22 protein-coding genes, 1 tRNA gene and 1 riboswitch are annotated in these 16,106 nt (G+C 53.7%); of the genes, 16 read left to right on the top strand and 7 right to left on the bottom strand.

Annotation, left to right across the window (positions count from 1 at the left end):
- Positions 1 to 3: 3 nt before the first annotated feature.
- Positions 4 to 963: an alpha-E domain-containing protein gene (locus tag RHP47_RS10600; RefSeq protein WP_190278071.1), complete on the bottom strand. Its 960-nt coding sequence runs from the start codon at positions 961 to 963 to the stop codon at positions 4 to 6.
- A 57-nt stretch (positions 964 to 1,020) separates the two neighbouring features.
- Here RHP47_RS10600 and RHP47_RS10595 point away from each other — a divergent pair, with 57 nt between their 5' ends.
- From RHP47_RS10595 to pdhA, 3 genes are all read left to right on the top strand, one after another.
- Entirely contained in the window at positions 1,021 to 1,353 is a 333-nt protein-coding gene (locus tag RHP47_RS10595) for a DUF565 domain-containing protein (RefSeq protein ID WP_286625663.1), read from the top strand.
- Positions 1,354 to 1,392: 39 nt separating this feature from the next.
- Positions 1,393 to 1,632: a hypothetical protein gene (locus tag RHP47_RS10590; RefSeq protein WP_149820697.1), complete on the top strand. Its 240-nt coding sequence runs from the start codon at positions 1,393 to 1,395 to the stop codon at positions 1,630 to 1,632.
- Positions 1,633 to 1,764: 132 nt separating this feature from the next.
- Entirely contained in the window at positions 1,765 to 2,793 is a 1,029-nt protein-coding gene (pdhA, locus tag RHP47_RS10585) for a pyruvate dehydrogenase (acetyl-transferring) E1 component subunit alpha (RefSeq protein WP_149820695.1), read from the top strand.
- Between the two features lie 31 nt (positions 2,794 to 2,824).
- Here the strand turns inward: pdhA and RHP47_RS10580 are convergent, their stop codons facing one another.
- A complete protein-coding gene (locus RHP47_RS10580; RefSeq protein ID WP_286668701.1) occupies positions 2,825 to 3,325 on the bottom strand; it encodes a phosphatase PAP2 family protein in 501 nt (166 codons plus the stop codon).
- 369 nt (positions 3,326 to 3,694) lie between these two features.
- Here RHP47_RS10580 and RHP47_RS10575 point away from each other — a divergent pair, with 369 nt between their 5' ends.
- Complete coding sequence (locus RHP47_RS10575; RefSeq protein ID WP_310840445.1) at positions 3,695 to 4,264, top strand: glyoxalase-like domain protein; 570 nt, start codon at positions 3,695 to 3,697, stop codon at positions 4,262 to 4,264.
- Positions 4,261 to 5,187, top strand: a complete 927-nt coding sequence (murQ, locus tag RHP47_RS10570) for an N-acetylmuramic acid 6-phosphate etherase (RefSeq protein ID WP_310840444.1) — start codon at positions 4,261 to 4,263, stop codon at positions 5,185 to 5,187. The genes RHP47_RS10575 and murQ overlap by 4 nt, the downstream gene beginning before the upstream one ends.
- On the opposite strand, the gene RHP47_RS10565 is transcribed toward murQ, so the two are convergent.
- Positions 5,184 to 5,480: a hypothetical protein gene (locus tag RHP47_RS10565; protein ID WP_310840441.1), complete on the bottom strand. Its 297-nt coding sequence runs from the start codon at positions 5,478 to 5,480 to the stop codon at positions 5,184 to 5,186. The genes murQ and RHP47_RS10565 overlap by 4 nt on opposite strands.
- A gap of 150 nt (positions 5,481 to 5,630) precedes the next feature.
- A tRNA-Ser gene (locus RHP47_RS10560) sits at positions 5,631 to 5,715 on the bottom strand.
- Between the two features lie 36 nt (positions 5,716 to 5,751).
- Here RHP47_RS10560 and RHP47_RS10555 point away from each other — a divergent pair.
- Positions 5,752 to 6,366 (top strand): cobalt-precorrin-8X methylmutase, encoded by a 615-nt coding sequence (locus tag RHP47_RS10555; RefSeq protein ID WP_149820685.1) that lies wholly within the window; start codon positions 5,752 to 5,754, stop codon positions 6,364 to 6,366.
- Positions 6,363 to 7,610 (top strand): precorrin-6y C5,15-methyltransferase (decarboxylating) subunit CbiE, encoded by a 1,248-nt coding sequence (cbiE, locus tag RHP47_RS10550; RefSeq protein ID WP_310840439.1) that lies wholly within the window; start codon positions 6,363 to 6,365, stop codon positions 7,608 to 7,610. The genes RHP47_RS10555 and cbiE overlap by 4 nt, the downstream gene beginning before the upstream one ends.
- Here the strand turns inward: cbiE and RHP47_RS10545 are convergent.
- The gene (locus RHP47_RS10545) at positions 7,601 to 8,131 is read right to left on the bottom strand and encodes a pentapeptide repeat-containing protein (RefSeq protein ID WP_149820681.1); all 531 of its coding nucleotides are present in this window, start codon (positions 8,129 to 8,131) and stop codon (positions 7,601 to 7,603) included. The two genes, cbiE and RHP47_RS10545, sit on opposite strands and share 10 nt — an antisense overlap.
- 121 nt (positions 8,132 to 8,252) lie before the next feature.
- Between RHP47_RS10545 and RHP47_RS10540 the strand changes: the two genes are divergently transcribed.
- From RHP47_RS10540 to RHP47_RS10515, 6 genes are all read left to right on the top strand, one after another.
- Positions 8,253 to 9,788 carry a SagB/ThcOx family dehydrogenase gene (locus tag RHP47_RS10540; RefSeq protein WP_310840437.1) on the top strand — a complete coding sequence of 512 codons (1,536 nt, stop codon included), beginning with the start codon at positions 8,253 to 8,255 and terminating at the stop codon, positions 9,786 to 9,788.
- Complete coding sequence (locus tag RHP47_RS10535) at positions 9,785 to 10,231, top strand: Rrf2 family transcriptional regulator (RefSeq protein ID WP_149820677.1); 447 nt, start codon at positions 9,785 to 9,787, stop codon at positions 10,229 to 10,231. The genes RHP47_RS10540 and RHP47_RS10535 overlap by 4 nt, the downstream gene beginning before the upstream one ends.
- Positions 10,232 to 10,273: 42 nt before the next feature.
- Positions 10,274 to 10,678 carry an FHA domain-containing protein gene (locus RHP47_RS10530; protein ID WP_310840436.1) on the top strand — a complete coding sequence of 135 codons (405 nt, stop codon included), beginning with the start codon at positions 10,274 to 10,276 and terminating at the stop codon, positions 10,676 to 10,678.
- Positions 10,679 to 10,796: 118 nt separating this feature from the next.
- Positions 10,797 to 11,132, top strand: coding sequence for a 50S ribosomal protein L21 (gene rplU, locus RHP47_RS10525; RefSeq protein ID WP_149820672.1), 336 nt, complete (start codon positions 10,797 to 10,799; stop codon positions 11,130 to 11,132).
- A gap of 1 nt (position 11,133) precedes the next feature.
- Positions 11,134 to 11,397 carry a 50S ribosomal protein L27 gene (rpmA, locus tag RHP47_RS10520; protein WP_149820670.1) on the top strand — a complete coding sequence of 88 codons (264 nt, stop codon included), beginning with the start codon at positions 11,134 to 11,136 and terminating at the stop codon, positions 11,395 to 11,397.
- Positions 11,398 to 11,571: 174 nt separating this feature from the next.
- Positions 11,572 to 11,684, top strand: a riboswitch (Glutamine riboswitch).
- A 39-nt stretch (positions 11,685 to 11,723) separates the two neighbouring features.
- The gene (locus RHP47_RS10515) at positions 11,724 to 12,167 is read left to right on the top strand and encodes a DUF4278 domain-containing protein (RefSeq protein ID WP_149820668.1); all 444 of its coding nucleotides are present in this window, start codon (positions 11,724 to 11,726) and stop codon (positions 12,165 to 12,167) included.
- Positions 12,168 to 12,260: 93 nt separating this feature from the next.
- On the opposite strand, the gene RHP47_RS10510 is transcribed toward RHP47_RS10515, so the two are convergent.
- The gene (locus RHP47_RS10510; RefSeq protein ID WP_149820666.1) at positions 12,261 to 13,595 is read right to left on the bottom strand and encodes an alkaline phosphatase PhoX; all 1,335 of its coding nucleotides are present in this window, start codon (positions 13,593 to 13,595) and stop codon (positions 12,261 to 12,263) included.
- Positions 13,596 to 13,740: 145 nt separating this feature from the next.
- Here RHP47_RS10510 and RHP47_RS10505 point away from each other — a divergent pair, with 145 nt between their 5' ends.
- The 3 genes from RHP47_RS10505 to RHP47_RS10495 all read left to right on the top strand — a co-directional run bounded on the left by RHP47_RS10505 (position 13,741) and on the right by RHP47_RS10495 (position 15,815).
- On the top strand, positions 13,741 to 14,001 hold the full coding sequence (locus RHP47_RS10505) for a ParB N-terminal domain-containing protein (RefSeq protein ID WP_149820664.1): 261 nt from the start codon (positions 13,741 to 13,743) through the stop codon (positions 13,999 to 14,001).
- A 63-nt stretch (positions 14,002 to 14,064) separates the two neighbouring features.
- Positions 14,065 to 15,237 carry an ABC transporter ATP-binding protein gene (locus tag RHP47_RS10500; protein ID WP_149820662.1) on the top strand — a complete coding sequence of 391 codons (1,173 nt, stop codon included), beginning with the start codon at positions 14,065 to 14,067 and terminating at the stop codon, positions 15,235 to 15,237.
- Positions 15,234 to 15,815, top strand: a complete 582-nt coding sequence (locus RHP47_RS10495) for a helix-turn-helix domain-containing protein (protein ID WP_286625652.1) — start codon at positions 15,234 to 15,236, stop codon at positions 15,813 to 15,815. The genes RHP47_RS10500 and RHP47_RS10495 overlap by 4 nt, the downstream gene beginning before the upstream one ends.
- Here the strand turns inward: RHP47_RS10495 and RHP47_RS10490 are convergent.
- Complete coding sequence (locus RHP47_RS10490) at positions 15,697 to 16,104, bottom strand: ferredoxin (RefSeq protein ID WP_310840434.1); 408 nt, start codon at positions 16,102 to 16,104, stop codon at positions 15,697 to 15,699. The two genes, RHP47_RS10495 and RHP47_RS10490, sit on opposite strands and share 119 nt — an antisense overlap.
- Positions 16,105 to 16,106: the final 2 nt, after the last annotated feature.

Below are 16,106 nucleotides of genomic sequence, written 5' to 3'. Positions count from 1 at the left end.
ACGCTAGCGGGCTTTCACAGGCTCTAGGGTAAAGAACGTTTGAAAAATTTGCGTATCCACCTCATTCATTTGCTGCTGCAAGTGATCGAGGAACTCGTGCATGCCTTGGCCAATAATTTCATCAATCGTCAAATAGTCCAGTTGCGATCGCAGGCGTCCCAGTTGGCGTTCCACGGGCTGGTGCCAGCTCCCTAAGGGCGTTCCTGTAATTTTGTAGAGGGATTTTTCCACCTGCAACAGACAAAAGCGGATCGCGCGGGGAAACTCGGCATCGAGAATCAAAAACTCTGCGACCCCTGCGGGTGTAATCCGATGCGAACCCCGTTTACGATACATCTCATAGGCACTGGCGGACTTGAGGAGCGCAATCCAACCCAATTCATCAATGGGTGTGCCCACATCTTCCACTGAGGGCAACAGCAGATAGTATTTCACATCAAGAATCCGCGAGGTTTTATCGGCTCGCTCCAGTAGCCGCCCCATTTGACCAAAGTGCCACGCTTCATTGTGGCTCATCGTACTATCCATCACGCCGGCAAAAAGGTGACTGGCCTGTTTCACTTGCTCCAAAAAGCTGGCAATCTCCAATTGATCCGGGGCTTTAGCCGCCTCCCGCACCATCGTATAGAAGGCATTCACCTGCTGCCACATTTCTGAGGAAATCACCTCGCGAATGGATGTGGCATTCTCCCGTGCCGCCCGCAGACAGGAGATGATCGAGTTGGCATAGGTGGTGTCAAAGGTGAGGAACTGAATCACATTTTCAGCCGTGGCCGTGCCATAGTGTTCCTGAAAAAAGGACAAATCCCCCGTTGTTAGCACTAGGGGATCCCATTGACCTGAAAGACTCGTGGGCAGATCCAGCAGCATGTTCAAGTTGACATCAACAAAACGAGCAATATTCTCTGCCCGCTCAATGTAGCGATTTAACCAATAGACCGCATCGGCAACACGACTTAACATATACTGGCAAGCATTCACTCTCTGCCCACCCTAGCAACCTTTTCCCGTCCTGAGTATATGCAGCAAACCCGTCTTAATACCCTGCTTGATCGTCTAGGCGCTGGGATTCAGGAGCAGTTAAAAAATCCGTGGCGACGGCTAGCGACACTGACTATTGCCTTTCTTTTTGGGGTGTTCTTGGGCTTGGCCATTTCCTCGAGTGCAGGTCAATTGGGCTATTTAGATATTGTGGCCTCGAGCATCGTAGCAATTATTGCTGAAGTGATTAGTGCCTTGTTCTATAGCGATCGCTGGAAACTGCGGCAAACTCTCTTTGGTCAAATTCTCAATGCCCTGAAGTTTGGTCTGCTCTATGGCTTGTTCCTCGTTGCCTTCCTTCTGGGAAGTTAGTTGCTGATTACCTCGATCAAGTTTACTGGGGACTTCTGAATGAGTATTGCTGCAATTTTAATCGCCATTCCCGACAATGAACCGCCAACAGACCTTGAAGCGCTCATCGCAGCTGCAGAGGAAGGAGACTTACCCAGTTGCATCCTAGAAACTGCATGGCACGGTCTGCAAACGACCCTAGCAAAACGTTTTGACCCAGAGGCAATGGCTGCTGCCCACATCTATCCTGCTTCTCTTTTTAGCAAACCAGCAGGGGGCAGGAATACTCATTTACTGTGATTAGCAGAGGCTGGCATTCCCTTGTCACTCCCATATTTAAGAAAAGGGCTGTAATTTGAGTACAATAGTGTGATGCCAACGGCGGCTTGCCCTGTTGGTACGGCGTTTACCCTAGGTTGATCACTGCCTACTATGGTTCAAGAGCGTAGTCTGCCCTCTTTGTCCATTCCCCAAACCACGATTACCCGTGAGCAGGGGTTAATGCTCTATGAAGATATGGTACTGGGGCGCACCTTTGAAGATAAGTGTGCCGAAATGTACTACCGAGGGCGGATGTTTGGCTTTGTCCACCTCTACAACGGTCAAGAGGCAGTCTCTACAGGTGTGATCAAGGCGATGCGTCCCGATGATTACGTCTGCAGTACCTATCGCGATCACGTTCATGCCCTGAGCGCCGGTGTTCCTGCCCGTGAAGTGATGGCTGAACTCTTTGGCAAGGCAACGGGGTGTAGCAAAGGCCGGGGCGGCTCAATGCACCTCTTTTCTGCCAAGCATAATCTCTTGGGGGGCTTTGCCTTTGTCGCTGAGGGGATTCCAGTCGCAACGGGGGCAGCATTTCAGACGATGTACCGCCGTCAGGTGATGGGCGATGCCAAAGCCGATCAGGTCACCGCCTGTTTCTTTGGCGATGGTGCCAGCAATAATGGCCAGTTCTTTGAGTGCTTGAATATGGCGGCACTCTGGAAATTACCTATTCTTTTCATTGTAGAAAATAACAAGTGGGCGATCGGTATGGCCCATGAGCGTGCCAGTTCCGAAACAGAAATCTACAAGAAGGCCAAGGTCTTTGGCATGGTAGGTGAAGAAGTGGATGGCATGGATGTGCTGGCGGTGCGTACAGTGGCTGAGGCGGCGATCGCCCGTGCCCGTGCCGGAGAAGGCCCCACCCTCATTGAAGCGTTGACCTACCGTTTCCGGGGGCACTCCCTTGCCGATCCCGATGAACTGCGCTCCAAAGAAGAGAAAGAATTTTGGCTGAAGCGCGATCCGATCAAAAAGCTGGGTGCCTACCTCGTGGAGCAGGAATTGGCCACTAGCGAAGACCTGCGTGCCATTGAGCAAAAAGTACAGGCAATTGTTGATGATGCTGTGGCCTTTGCCGAGGAAAGTCCTGAGCCTAAGCCCGAAGAACTCTACGACTACATCTTTGCAGATGAATAGGTTGGGCCGCTCCTAGCAAATAACCAAACATCTAGGAGCGTTCGAGGTATCGCACCGTTACTAAGTAAATCGCATCGCCCACACAGTAGCCTGCTAATACATCACTCACCCAGTGGGCACCTACATAAACAGAGCTGATGCCCATTAAAATCATCAGGGCGATCGCGACTCCATAGCTCAATCCTCTCAAGGTTGGTCGCTTCTTAGAAAGGAAATAGCTCCAGAGGAAGTACAGCAGAAGATTCCCTGCTGCATGCCCACTGGGAAAACTATGCCCGCTCAAGTGCAAGACCAGTGGATTATCGGGTCGAGCGACATCAAAGAACGGTTTGAGCACCCGATCAATGAGAATCAGGATGAACAGCGTCGAGAACGCGATCGCCCTCACCTCGCGCCAGCGGCGATGTCTCCCTAAAATCACGAGGGAAATAAACACCAAACTGCCAGCAACGGGGGCATTGCCCGAAAAATAGGACAATTTTGCAACAGGAGCAAACTCACGCGGTAAAACGGTTCGGACAATCTCGGACAAAGCAATATCCCACTGTTGGCCAAGTCCACTGAACACTAAGAAACAAATGCCTAAGAAGCAACCGCAAACACAAATAAGTGGAATTTGGAATGTTGCAGGGGACTGGGGTGTTGTCTTTTGGTAAACACTCGTCTGGCGAAATGCGCTGAGGGGCATAGCTCACAACGACAGTTCTAGGGGAAACTCGTGTTTAAGAGAACATTATTTACAGATTAAGGGATTATAACCTAGCCCCACACCCCTACAGCCCTTGGCAAATCCCAGTCTCAGCAACGTCAAGAATATATTTTTATCAATGAATAAACTATTGCTGGGTCTGTTGACTAGGATAGTCACTAGAATAAAAGGAGCTTTCCCTAGAACATTGGCATGTTGTTGACTCCTCCTTTATTTGCTTGGCTGGATGGTCTCTGGGATGGGGTATTCTCCACCCAGGGGATCATGATCATGCTGCTGATGGGCTACGCAGGGGCAATGTGGCTCTTTTTGTCCAGTGCCCCCAAAGTCTATACGATCATGGTTTCGGATCTAGAGCACGCGCGGCAGTTCTACGAGCAGGAGTTGCATTTGCCGATCGCTCATGTACCGCTGCACTACTACTACAACTATGAGCAAACCCTTGGCGTGGCTTCGATGGATCCGCTCTATGTGCCCTCGGCCTTGAGCTACAGCAGCCCCAAGCGCCCCAGCCCTAGGGATGGGTTGTGGTACCAACTCAAGAAAAATACGCAACTGCATGTCATTAGTGGTGCCAGCAAGGGGGAACGCAACCGTCAGCGCCATGTCTGCTTTGACCGTGAGTGCCTCGAGCTCCTATTGCTGCGGATTCAGCGGCGGCAGTTGCGCTACAAAATGCGCAGCGATCGCCCCCTCAATTTCCTTGTTAAGGACTACGACGGCACTGTGATTGAAATGGCAGAAATTTCAGCGCGGCCATGACAGATTTCCAAGAACTCCCTAGTCGTGGTCATCTCTTGACGGAGCAGATCAATCCCGCCAGCCAAAATCTGGATCAGCTCACTCCCTTGGAACTAGTTGATCTTTTTAATCAGGAAGATGCCCAGACGCTGCGGGCGATCGCCCAAGCCCGCGAGGCCTTAGCCCAAACCATTACCGCCACAGCAGCCCGCCTTCGCCAAGGGGGACGCCTCTTCTACATTGGTGCCGGCACCAGTGGTCGCTTGGGGGTTTTGGATGCTGCCGAATGTCCGCCCACGTTTTGTACACCGCCCCATTTGGTTCAAGGCATTCTGGCTGGCGGTGAGGCTGCCCTTGTGCGCAGTTCTGAAGGCCTTGAGGATCGCTACGAAGATGGCGCCGCCGTGGTGGGCGATCGCCAGATCACTGCCCAAGATGTCTTGATTGGGATTACCGCTGGCGGAACCACTCCCTATGTCCATGGGGCACTGGATGCAGCGCAAGCAGTAGGGGCACTTACGGTCTTTATGGCCTGTGTTCCCTCGGATCAGCTACAGCGGGCTGCCGACATTGACATTCGCCTGTTGGTGGGGCCTGAACTCCTTGCCGGATCCACCCGTTTGAAAGCCGGTACTGCCACAAAGATGGCATTGAATATCATTTCCACGGGGGTGATGGTGCAGTTGGGCAAAGTCTATGGCAACCGCATGGTGGATGTAGCCGTCAGCAACCGTAAGCTTTTGGATCGTGCCCTGCGGATTCTTACGGATCTCACGGGAATTGATCGCGCAGCAGCAGCAGACCTTCTCGAACGCAGTGGCTACCAAGTGAAGCGTGCTCTGCTCATGTACTGGACAGGACTGGACGCCCTTGCCGCTCAAGCTCTACTCGATCAACACAATGGCCAACTGCACGCGGCCAAAAGTGCTGCCTTGGATCCCTAGATGCCCACTTTGAAGCCAAGACCGCGATTATTACGCGGCTCTTCAAACTGCCTGTACACCTTTGGATCGGGGCGAGTAGGCACAGGCGAAATCTCTAGGCTGTTTTCAATCTCTGCCATATTACTCGCAGGTTGGACAGCATTGGGGTTTGCCGCAGGATCGGGGGCTGATTGCAGTGCCGATCGCAACTCGGGGCTAACTTGAATCGTGCCAATGGCAGCGGAATTAGCAAAGACAGGTACAGCAGGCAGCATACTGGCAATTACTATCCAAGGGATTGAGGAGAAACGCATAGTAAAGAATCCTCAAGGGGGTTAGAAATTAAGCACTTAAGAACCCCTAACTGCGTTGGGAGTATTCTCTATGTTTTCTATTTTAGGGCAGCCACCTCTCCCTTGGTTGCCGCAAAGGATACCCCCTGTAGTGGCAAGATAACAATAGGACGGAGAGAGAGGGATTCGAACCCTCGGTGAGTTGCCCCACACAGCATTTCCAGTGCTGCGCCTTCGACCACTCGGCCATCTCTCCACGTTTAGGCAGTTCTACTATCCTATCAGAAGTCCTGTGTCTCTGCTGCATCCCATTGCCCAAGCCAGTTTTGCCATCATTGATCGCGAGATCGGTCCTCACCCTTTTGATGCCCCAAGCTATGCGATTTTGCGGCGAATTATCCACAGCACAGCAGATTTTGAGTTTAAGAACCTGCTGGAGATTTCGCCGGGGGCGATCGCCCACATCACACAGGCCCTGCGCTCAGGTGTGCCGATTATTACCGATGTGGCCATGGTCAGGGTCGGCATTCAAACCATGGTCAGCCGTACCTTTCAGAATCCAATTATTACCGCCCTCGACGATGGCAGCCACACCGCCCCTAGTCAAACCCGCAGCGAAGCAGGGATGATCCGCGCTTGGCAACAGTGGCCCTATGGCCTGTTTGTGGTTGGGAATGCGCCAACGGCGCTCCTTGCCCTGTGCGATCGCCTGCAACAAACCCGTGTACCGCCGGCGGGCGTCATTGGTGTCCCCGTTGGCTTTGTCAATGTTGTAGAGTCAAAAGCAGCCCTTGCCCAACTGCCCGTGCCTCAAATTCGCGTTGCCGGTCGCAAGGGGGGGTCGCCTGTGGCGGCAGCGATTGTGAATGCCCTACTGGAGTTGGCCGATAGTGAGGAGTCAGCGTGACCCCGATTCATGTAGTCGGCATTGGCCTAGAGGGGCTGGCAGGGTTGGGGGCAACAGTTCAGGAAATTATTCGCACAGCGACGCTCTTGGTGGGGAGCGATCGCCATCTTCAGTTGATTCCCCATGGAGACGCCCCCCGCTTGTCTCTACGAGACTTTCATGCCACTTTCAAGGCGATTCAAACCCACTTGGCAACAACCCCCGACCCCCAAGTGGTCATTCTCACCAGTGGCGATCCCCTGTTTTACGGCTTGGGACGCTGGCTCCTTGAAGTTTTTACCCCCGATCAGTTGACATTTCATCCCCACCTCAGTGCGGTGCAGTTGGCCTTTAGTCGCCTCAAGCTCCCTTGGCAGGATGCCGTGATCTACAGTGCCCACGGTCGCGATTTAGCCGGGTTGGTGCCGCTGTTGCAGCGGGGGGTGGAGAAAATTGCCATCTATACCGATGGTGAGGCTAATATTGCTGCCATTAGCCGCTTATATCAAGCATTGCACCTGCCTGTGTCCTATCGGGCGTGGGTGTGTCAAGCCTTGGGTAGCGCAGGGGAAGCCATTCTGCGGTGGGACTTAGCCCAACCAGTGACGGAATTGCCGCCAGTACATCCCTTGAATTTGGTGGTGCTCCTGCGTCAACCCCAGCACCTACCCCCTCGGGAACAGCCCGTTTTTGGCTTAGGGGATGATCAATTTTTCACCTTTGGCGATCGCCCCAGCTTGATGACGAAGCGGGAAGTGCGGGTATTGGCCTTGGCGGAACTTGCCCTCACCAGCACTATCGAAACCGTTTGGGATATAGGTGCCGGCACCGGCAGTGTCGCTGTGGAAATCGCCCGCCTTGCCCCCCAAGCCACCATCTATGGGATCGAGAAAACGGCGATTGGCTGCCAACTGATTGAGCGCAACCGCAAGGCTTTTGGTTTGACCAATCTGATCCCAATTCAAGGGGCGGCTCCCCAGAGCCTCAGTGGCTTGCCGCAACCGGATCGCGTGTTTATTGGCGGCAGTGGTGCCCAATTACTGGCCAATCTTGACTATTGTTGGTCACACTTGAAAGCTGGCGGCCGGGTGGTGCTGGCGATCGCCACCCTTGAACACCAAGGCCAAGTTCTCCATTGGTGTCAGACCCAGCAAATCAGCCCGCAAGTGCTACACGTGCAACTCAGCCGCTCCGTTCCCTTGGGTCAAGGCCACCGCCTCCATCCCCTTAATCCAGTCACCCTCATCACCCTGAGTCAGGGGTAAAAATAGCCATCGGGATAAACTGTGGTGCGATCGCACACCGCAGCCGACAGATCAACACCCGTTGCCCGAAAAAAATTACACCGCTGTACCTGTGCTGCCGTTAAATCTGCCTGCTCTAAATTGGCCTGTTGCAGGTTGGCCCCTTGGAGATTCGCTTGTCGCAAATTGGCATAGCGCAGATCCGCCCCCTGAAGATTAGCGCCTTGCAGGTTTGCCCGTTCCAAATTGGCCGATCGGAGGTTGGTGCGGACAAGGTTGGCTCCTTCAAGATCCGCTGCCGCAAGGTTCGCTTGATACAACTGAGCATCCCCTAATTCACTGTGGCGTAGATTGGTGGCAGTCGCTTGAATTCGATTCAACTGGCAATAGGGCAGATAGGCATTCTCCAGATCACTGTCACTAAAATCGGCATCGCTGAGATTGGTGTCAAAAAGGCTCAGACCCGTCAGATCGCTGCCCCGAAAATCTCGTTCCCCCGCTGCATAGGCTGCCAATAGTTCCTCATTGCTGAATTTGGCCATAATGGTATAAAGAGCGTTGTACTGTGACTAAGTATTTCTACCTAAACCTTTTTGACTGTAGGGGGATTTATTGAAGAAGTTCATTTTATTTAATGGTTTCTTAACTTGGTGAGGCACCACAATGGGGTTTCAACCGCTTTCCTTGGCACAGCATTACCACGAACGCACCAAGTACGCCCCTGAGACCTTAGCCCAACAGGCAGCACCGCTCGATTTTAGTCGCCAGCCCAGTCCCTTCAAAACCTATCCCCTTGGTCAGTTCTTCTCCCTCAAGCCGTTTTTAGAACCTGAGCAGGGGGCAGCCCACCCCCACTGGCAGCGACTCTCACGGTTGTTGTACTGTACCTATGGCATTACTGGGGTGGTTCCCTATCCCGATCAGCCCTTTTATATGCGGGCAGCACCTTCTGCCGGGGGGCTATATCCAGCGGAAATCTATCTCCTCACTCGCAACGACACCGCCATTCCCGCTGGCATTTATAACTACCAAGTGAAAGACCATGCCCTTGTGCAGGTGTGGCAAAGCTATTCTTGGTCAGCCCTACAGGCCGCTTGTCTTTGGCATCCAGCGCTAGAAAGGACGCACATTGCGCTGATCGTGACAGCCGTCTTTTACCGTTCCGCTTGGCGTTATGGCGATCGCGCCTATCGCCGCATTTGCCTCGACATTGGGCACCTTTTGGGGAATGTGGAACTGGCCGCCAATATCCATGACTTTCGCGCTCACTTCATTGGTGGTTTTGTGGATGCCCAAATGAATGAACTGCTTTACCTTGATCCAGAACAGGAGGGAGTGTTGGCGGTGGTTGCCCTTGCCAATTTACTCGAAGTGGGTGAAAACTTGTCCACCTTCCCCGCAGTGTTGGCCTCTGCCACCTGCTATGACTATGGGGCGATCGCCAGTGGCGAGCTACTGAAGGCTTACCATCGTGCCAGTGCCCTCACCAATAGTGACATGATCTACGGCATGGCCAAAGAGACCCCCAGCCCCCCTGCCAAGGAGCCTACTGAACCCCCTGCTAGTAAATACAACTTTCCCTTTGGTCTGCGGGTGAGTCTCAGCAAAACCATCATTGACTGGGAAACCCATCTAGCCGCTCTCCAGCAAACCATTCTGCAGCGGCGCTCGACTCGTCAGTACAGTGGCCAAGGGATTGAGGTGGATCAACTGGCTGCCCTGCTCACCTTTGCCTACCATCCTCAGGACTACCGCGATCAAGGCCTAGATGAAGCCCCTAGTTTCTTTGACCCGACATTGGTGGAAACCTTTATTGCCGTGACGCGGGTCAAGGATCTGGAGGAGGGCTGCTACTACTATGCTGTGGCCGAGCATGAGCTACGCCAAATTCGCTTCAAGAACTTTCAAGAGCAGTTGCATTTCCTCTGCCTCAATCAAGACCTCGGTCGCGATGCCGCCGTGGTGATTTTCCATACCGCCAATCTGGAGCGGGCGATCGCTCGCTATGGGGAACGGGCTTATCGCTATCTCCACATGGATGCTGGCCACCTTGGACAGCGGATCAATTTGGCTGCCACCGCTTTGGGGCTAGGGGTCAGTGGCATTGGCGGTTTCTTTGATGATCAGGTCAACGATCTCTTGGGCATTCCCCCGCAAGAAGCGGTTCTGTACATTACCACCGTTGGCAAAGCAGCGTGACCCTCACCACCCGTGGCCACTACAGTATCAAGGCTCTATTGGACTTGAGTTTGTTACCCAACTATGGGCCTGCCTCCGTGCGCGCCATTGCTGAGCGGCAAAAGATTCCTGCCCCCTATCTGGAAAAACTCTTGATTGAATTGCGGCGGGCTGGCTTGGTGCGATCGCTGCGAGGCGTCTATGGGGGCTATCAACTGGCTCGTCCCCCGGCGGCCATTTCCCTGCGGGACATCCTCACTGCCGTTGGTGAATCGCCGACCCCCCTGTTTTTGCATCCTCCCCAACCAGAAGACAGCACAGCAGATTGGGTAACCCTCAGCCTCTGGCAACGTCTGCACCAAAAACTTCAAGATGCCTTGGCCAGTATTTCCCTTGAGGATTTATACTTTGATGCCCGTAGTTGGCAAGCGGCTCAAGGGGATGGGGCAACGTTTGTCATCTAGGCGATCTAGGCTAAGGGCATCCCAGAGTGGGGGGAGACACCCATGTCAGCACCAACCTACCCCAAAGCATGGCTGATCATTCGCGAACGTGGTTTGCCGAAACGGGAAGTTATTCTCAGTCCCGATCGCCAGTGGACGATTGGTCGCCAACTGGATTGCAGTATTCTCCTCAAAGATGCCTACGTCTCGCGAGTGCATGCCGTCATCAACGCCTTTCTCTTTAAGGGGCAGCCCCTCTATTTCATTAGTGATTACCACAGTCGCAATGGCACGCTCCTCAATGGCCTGCCAATTCAGCACAGCACCCTCCTCCACCATGAAGATGTCATTTGTGTGGGTACCACCCTCATTGTTTTTTACTATCCAGACATGTTTAAGGACATCTCCCTCGATGAGCGCCCCAAACTGAGCAAACGTTCAACCGGCAGTCTGCCTTGGGTTGGCTAGGGGTTTGACAGCCACAGGAGATAAATTTTATGATGGAAAATTGTTGAGTTTGCACGGAACAGGTTTTGCAAGAGGCACGCATCCCCTCACCTGCACGGCAAGGAGTTTTTTAGTTTCTATGGCATACGCAATCATTGAGACCGGTGGCAAGCAACTGCGCGTTGAAGCCGGGCGCTTTTACGATGTGGAGCGGCTCCCCGTCGAGCCAGAGGGCACAATTGATCTAGAACGGGTGTTGCTGGTGCAAACCGATAGCCAAGTCCACGTCGGTCAACCCTACGTTAGTGGTGCGGTTGTCTCTGGTACGGTCATGGAGCATCGTCGCGGCCCCAAGGTGATTGTCTATAAAATGCGTCCGAAAAAGAAAACCCGCAAAAAACAAGGCCATCGCCAAGAACTGACCCGCATCATGATCAACGAGATTCGTCTCAACGGTGAATCCCTAGGAGGTTAACATGGCACACAAGAAAGGAACAGGTAGTACCCGCAACGGTCGTGACTCCAATGCCCAGCGTCTGGGGGTCAAGCACTTTGGCGGTGAAGTGGTTAAGGCCGGTCACATTCTTGTACGGCAGCGGGGGACAAAGTTTCACCCCGGCGTCAATGTCGGTCGCGGCAGTGACGATACTCTTTTTGCAACGATCGCGGGTGTGGTCACCTTTGAGCGCTATGGCAAAAATCGCAAGCGCGTGAGCGTCTATCCCCTAGCCGAGGGCTAAAACCACTCCTCGATAAACGTTCAAAAATCATCTAATTGGGTCAATCCTCTGGGTTGGCCTTTTTTGTTGTCTTAGCCCATGACACCCCTAAGGAAGTGTTGACCCGAGTATTGTAAATTTCTATGAACAGCTTGCTTTAAGGTCGAGAAATTGTTAAATTAGATACAGAAATAAATCGTTCATCTCTCGCAGGACATCAGTAAACGCTTTTCAGACCGAGTTTAATTGTCAGCGTTGTACCTTCGCGAGGGACGGAAGTAGGGCAACAGATCCCGAAGGAACGCGCCTCAATCAGTCCACCTTGTAATAAAAATGGGGCGAAAATTATGACGACTCTTACTTATCGCGGCGTTCAATACAACTACGTTCCTCCAGCGATCAACAGCCAAGCAACGGATGTCGTGGCCAAGTATCGCGGTAGCACCTATCGTGTGGCTGCTCCGACAAATCCACCGGAAGACTCCTTAAAAATCATGACCTATCGGGGTGTCAAGTATCAAAAAGGCAAACAACCCGCCGGTGTTCCCGCTGCTCGCTTGGCCGATAATGTGGCTTCTGTGCCCGTGACGGCAACGGTTAACGAAATGGCTCGCTCCTTGGCGATGGCACATCATGTGATGATTAAAAGCCGTGAACAAACCCTCCTTGCCCGGATGGCAGAAGCAATCGGCATGCCGGTGGCGGCAGCCCACTACTGGAACCAAATCCAAGGGAAAATTAACCCCGTCTTTGGTGCCACCTACGATCGCTCCCCTGTGGCGCTGAGCTAAGGCAGCAATGACACTGGGTTGAAGTGTTGAGTTGAGTCAGTAGGAAAATAACGAGGGAGTCAGGTCATTCTTGGCTCCCTTTTGCTGTGGGCATTAACCCCGCCGATCCCAGGGCCCCCAAATGGCAAAGGTCATCCCCGGATGGTAGAGATTGACAAACATGGTTTGGCCGTCGGGTGAGAAGCAAACCCCTGCCAGTTCTTGATCATTGAGGGCATTGCGCGCAAAGGTGTATAGCTCTCCTTGGGGGGTGATACCAATGAGGCGATTAATGGCATCGTCGCCATCTTCGCAGCAAATGAGATCTCCCCAAGGGGCCATCGTCAAGTTATCGGGATAATCAAGAACCTCTTTGCCGGGGGACTCGACAAACAGCTCAATCGTGCCACCATCTGCTGCGGTGCGACCGGGGCGGTATCGCCAGATTTGGCCTAGCCGCTTTTCACCACCACTGGTGGCTGTAAAGTAAAACTCGCCATTGTGGTAGCAGAGGCCTTCACCGCGTACAAATTGGGCTGCCCCCTTGTCATAGCCCTCATAGCGCACGGTGTCTAGGGGAGGGTCAGGCTGGGTGATATTTACCCATTCCACCTCGAAGGGTTTGCGTAGGGGAAAATCCTGACCGGTGTTAATTTTCGGGTAGCGTTTGATTTTCAAGGCTTGGAGTTGGCCGCCAGCAGCAAGGTTGGTGGGTTCCTTGGGAATAAAGCGATAAAAGAGACTATCGCCGCGATCCTCTGTTTGATAGACGATATGCGTTTGCGGGTCGATGGCGATCGCCTCATGTTGAAAGCGCCCCATTGCCTTGAGGGGAACTGGCGTCACGGGGCCTTGGGCACTGATCGGTACTTCAAAGTTGTAGCCGTGGCGTTTTTGCACCGGACCGCGGTTGGCAGGATGTTCGGGCGTGGAAATGGTTTCCTCGCAGCTAATCCAACTGCCCCAAAGGGTTTTGCCGCCACCACAATTGCGCGAGGTACCGGCCAAAGAAACGTAATGCTTGAGGAGTTGCCGATCTTTACTCACCACGAGTGTAGTGGTGCCGCCGGGGGCAATGGGGTCATACATCCGCTCCTTGGGAGCCACCACCCCCTGAAAGGCACGGGGTAGCCCCGGATACATCTCATGGTTGCGCACAAGGATGGTCGTGCCATCGGGGCCGGGGAAGGCGGCCATGCCATCATGGAGCGTCGGGACGGGGGCACCATCACTCAGGCGATCGCCCAGCTTGGAAAACACCCGATACTGAAAGCCTGCCGGCAAATCCAACAGGCCATTGGGATCCTTCACCAAGGGGCCAAATCCGCGTGTGGTCAGCAGTTCACCTTGGGCTGCCCGTTGATAGAGAAGCTGTAATCCTTGGGGAAAAAGTGCTGCCCCCATACCGGCGGCGGCAAGGGTGAGGAAGCGACGACGTTGCAAACCCATAAAAAACCCATGTAAACTGCACAACCAACGGCTAAAAGCCGACCCCTATTGTCTTACTGCAAACTTAGGAAGTTATTCAAGGGCGTTTTGTGGCCGATTGCAGATCGCTTGCTAAAATAAAGTCATAATGAGTTTGGATAAGTCAATGCGAGTGATCGATTTGCCCCTCAATGCCATTCGTCGTCCCCTGATGCGGCAAACGGATCCTGCAAAAGTCGCAGCCTTGATGGCCTCCATTGCGGAAATTGGCCAGCAGGAACCCATTGATGTCCTTGAAGTCGAAGGGCAGTACTATGGCTTTTCGGGGTGTCATCGCTACGAAGCCTGTCAACGGCTCGGACTGCCGACGATTCGGGCACGAGTCCGCCGTGCGCCCCGTTCGGTACTGAATCTGCACCTTGCCTAGGTGTCTTGTCAGATTCGCCTCAGTGTGGGATTCTAGCCAATTAGCCCCTCTAGGATAGCGATCGTGACCGGTGTACGCCTTGAACAACTGACCAAGGTCTATCGCGACCCCCAGCGCGGGCATGATGTCACGGTGCTGCAAGGGATTGATCTGAGGGTCGGTGCGGGCGAGTTTTTGGTGCTGGTGGGGCCTTCGGGGTGTGGCAAAAGTACCCTGCTGCGGCTGATTGCGGGTTTGGATGAACCAACCACGGGCACAATTTGGGTGGGCGATCGCGTGGTCAATGGTTTACCCCCCAAAGCGCGGGACATTGCCATGGTTTTTCAAAGCTATGCCCTCTATCCCCATCTCACGGTTTATGACAACTTGGCCTTTGGCTTGCGCCGCAACTCGCAAATGAATGGCCTGTTACCCGCCCCCATTGAAGCGACCCTGACCCGCTGGACGCGATCGCTCCCCAAGGGGATGCAACTCTCTTTTCCCCGCGAACGCATGATTCACCAGCGGGTGATGCAGATTGCGGCGATGTTGCAAATTGGTCACTTGCTCTATCGCTATCCCAAACAACTGTCGGGTGGTCAGAAGCAGCGGGTGGCCCTCGGACGAGCCATGGCCCGCAATCCCCAAGTCTTTTTGATGGATGAACCGCTTTCAAACCTTGATGCCAAGCTGCGCACCGAAACCCGCGCTCAAATTGTCCAACTTCAGCGGCAATTGGGCATCACAACCATTTATGTGACCCATGATCAAACGGAAGCGATGACGATGGGCGATCGCATTGTGGTGCTGCACCAAGGTCAAATCCAACAAATTGCCAGCCCCCTCGACCTGTATCAACGCCCTGCCAATCGCTTTGTCGCTGAGTTTATTGGCTCACCGCCAATGAATTTCTTAGCCGTGACCCTCAACCAAGGGAAGATTCAGTACCACCATTGGCAGTTGTCCCTAAGCCAGCCCTTACCCTCGGTATCCAAGGCATGGTTGGGGATTCGTCCTGAGCATTTTGTGCTGGCGACGGCCGATGCAGAGAATACGCTGCCCGTTGAAGTAGATCTGGTGGAAGCCCTTGGCCATGAAACGGGGTTGACGGTTCACCTCACTGCAACAGGAGAATTGTTGCGGGTGCGCTTGCCGGGACAACAGCCGATTCAGCGGGGCGATCGCCTGTATTTGCGCCCTGATCCCCAGCATTTCCACTTCTTTGATGAGCAAACGGGGCAGCGCCTAGAACCATGAGCCAGCGTCTGCAAGCCCGCCTCGCCATGGCCGGCATTACCCGCAAGAGTCAACTACGCCGTAAAGGATTTAGCCGCCAGCAAGCCAATGCCATTTGGTCTGGCGACCTACACCAACTGCGCCTAGAAACCCTCGAACACCTTGCCCAAGTTCTGGGGGTGACTCCCTTGGAGTTGTTTCAGTGGCTCTATGGTGAATCGGCTGCTGAGGCGGCGCTCCAACACCAAGCCCTTCAGATCCTGGAGCCGTTTCTGCGCTTCTGGCCCACTGCCGCTTATGCTGCTAGCCAAAACCCCACCGCCCCCGCCCAGCGGATTTTGCCCCTAGTAAAGCCAGTGTTTCAACTCCTCGAGCAGTGGGGGATTCGGTTGATTGGTGAGGTTGGAGCCTGTGTTCCCTTTGATCCGCACCAGCACCAAAGCGATCGCGTGCCCTTAGAGGAAGGGACACCGGTGCGCATTACCCATGCGGGCTATTGGTGGGGCGATCGCCTGCTCTTTCGGGCGGTGGTGACGCCAGTAGATACTCTTGGACAATCTGCCCCCTCAGCACATGCTCCTGAATCACCCGCTCAATAACTGCTGGCGTTGCCGAGCGATACCAGACGCCATCGGGATAGACCACTAAAATGGGGCCTTGTTGACACACCCGTAGGCAATTGGCCTTTGTGCGAAAAATACAGCCCTCTGGGCGCGGTTGATCCAAGCCCAATTCCTTGAGGCGTTTTTTCAAATACTCCCATGCTTCTAAACCCACTGCCTTGTCACAGCACAGGGGTTTGGTTTGATCAGCACATAGGAATAGATGCCGCTGAATGTGATCAATGCCGAGAGCTGCTACTTGCTGCGCTAACGAAGGAGATGTCATAG

This window comes from Thermosynechococcus sp. QKsg1 (assembly GCF_031586415.1).
Classification (GTDB): Bacteria; Cyanobacteriota; Cyanobacteriia; order Thermosynechococcales; family Thermosynechococcaceae; genus Thermosynechococcus.
This window is presented reverse-complemented; position numbering and strand designations above follow the sequence as displayed.

Coding starts and splice junctions, on each gene's coding strand:
- RHP47_RS10515 (WP_149820668.1), top strand. CDS start 11,724: ATGACGACTCTTACTTATCGCGGCGTTCAATACAACTACGTTCCTCCA.
- rplU (WP_149820672.1), top strand. CDS start 10,797: ATGGCATACGCAATCATTGAGACCGGTGGCAAGCAACTGCGCGTTGAA.
- RHP47_RS10495 (WP_286625652.1), top strand. CDS start 15,234: ATGAGCCAGCGTCTGCAAGCCCGCCTCGCCATGGCCGGCATTACCCGC.
- murQ (WP_310840444.1), top strand. CDS start 4,261: ATGACAGATTTCCAAGAACTCCCTAGTCGTGGTCATCTCTTGACGGAG.
- RHP47_RS10490 (WP_310840434.1), bottom strand. CDS start 16,104: ATGACATCTCCTTCGTTAGCGCAGCAAGTAGCAGCTCTCGGCATTGAT.
- RHP47_RS10575 (WP_310840445.1), top strand. CDS start 3,695: ATGTTGTTGACTCCTCCTTTATTTGCTTGGCTGGATGGTCTCTGGGAT.
- RHP47_RS10530 (WP_310840436.1), top strand. CDS start 10,274: ATGTCAGCACCAACCTACCCCAAAGCATGGCTGATCATTCGCGAACGT.
- RHP47_RS10505 (WP_149820664.1), top strand. CDS start 13,741: ATGCGAGTGATCGATTTGCCCCTCAATGCCATTCGTCGTCCCCTGATG.
- RHP47_RS10595 (WP_286625663.1), top strand. CDS start 1,021: ATGCAGCAAACCCGTCTTAATACCCTGCTTGATCGTCTAGGCGCTGGG.
- RHP47_RS10590 (WP_149820697.1), top strand. CDS start 1,393: ATGAGTATTGCTGCAATTTTAATCGCCATTCCCGACAATGAACCGCCA.
- RHP47_RS10510 (WP_149820666.1), bottom strand. CDS start 13,595: ATGGGTTTGCAACGTCGTCGCTTCCTCACCCTTGCCGCCGCCGGTATG.
- RHP47_RS10600 (WP_190278071.1), bottom strand. CDS start 963: ATGTTAAGTCGTGTTGCCGATGCGGTCTATTGGTTAAATCGCTACATT.
- RHP47_RS10545 (WP_149820681.1), bottom strand. CDS start 8,131: ATGGCCAAATTCAGCAATGAGGAACTATTGGCAGCCTATGCAGCGGGG.
- RHP47_RS10565 (WP_310840441.1), bottom strand. CDS start 5,480: ATGCGTTTCTCCTCAATCCCTTGGATAGTAATTGCCAGTATGCTGCCT.
- pdhA (WP_149820695.1), top strand. CDS start 1,765: ATGGTTCAAGAGCGTAGTCTGCCCTCTTTGTCCATTCCCCAAACCACG.
- rpmA (WP_149820670.1), top strand. CDS start 11,134: ATGGCACACAAGAAAGGAACAGGTAGTACCCGCAACGGTCGTGACTCC.
- RHP47_RS10540 (WP_310840437.1), top strand. CDS start 8,253: ATGGGGTTTCAACCGCTTTCCTTGGCACAGCATTACCACGAACGCACC.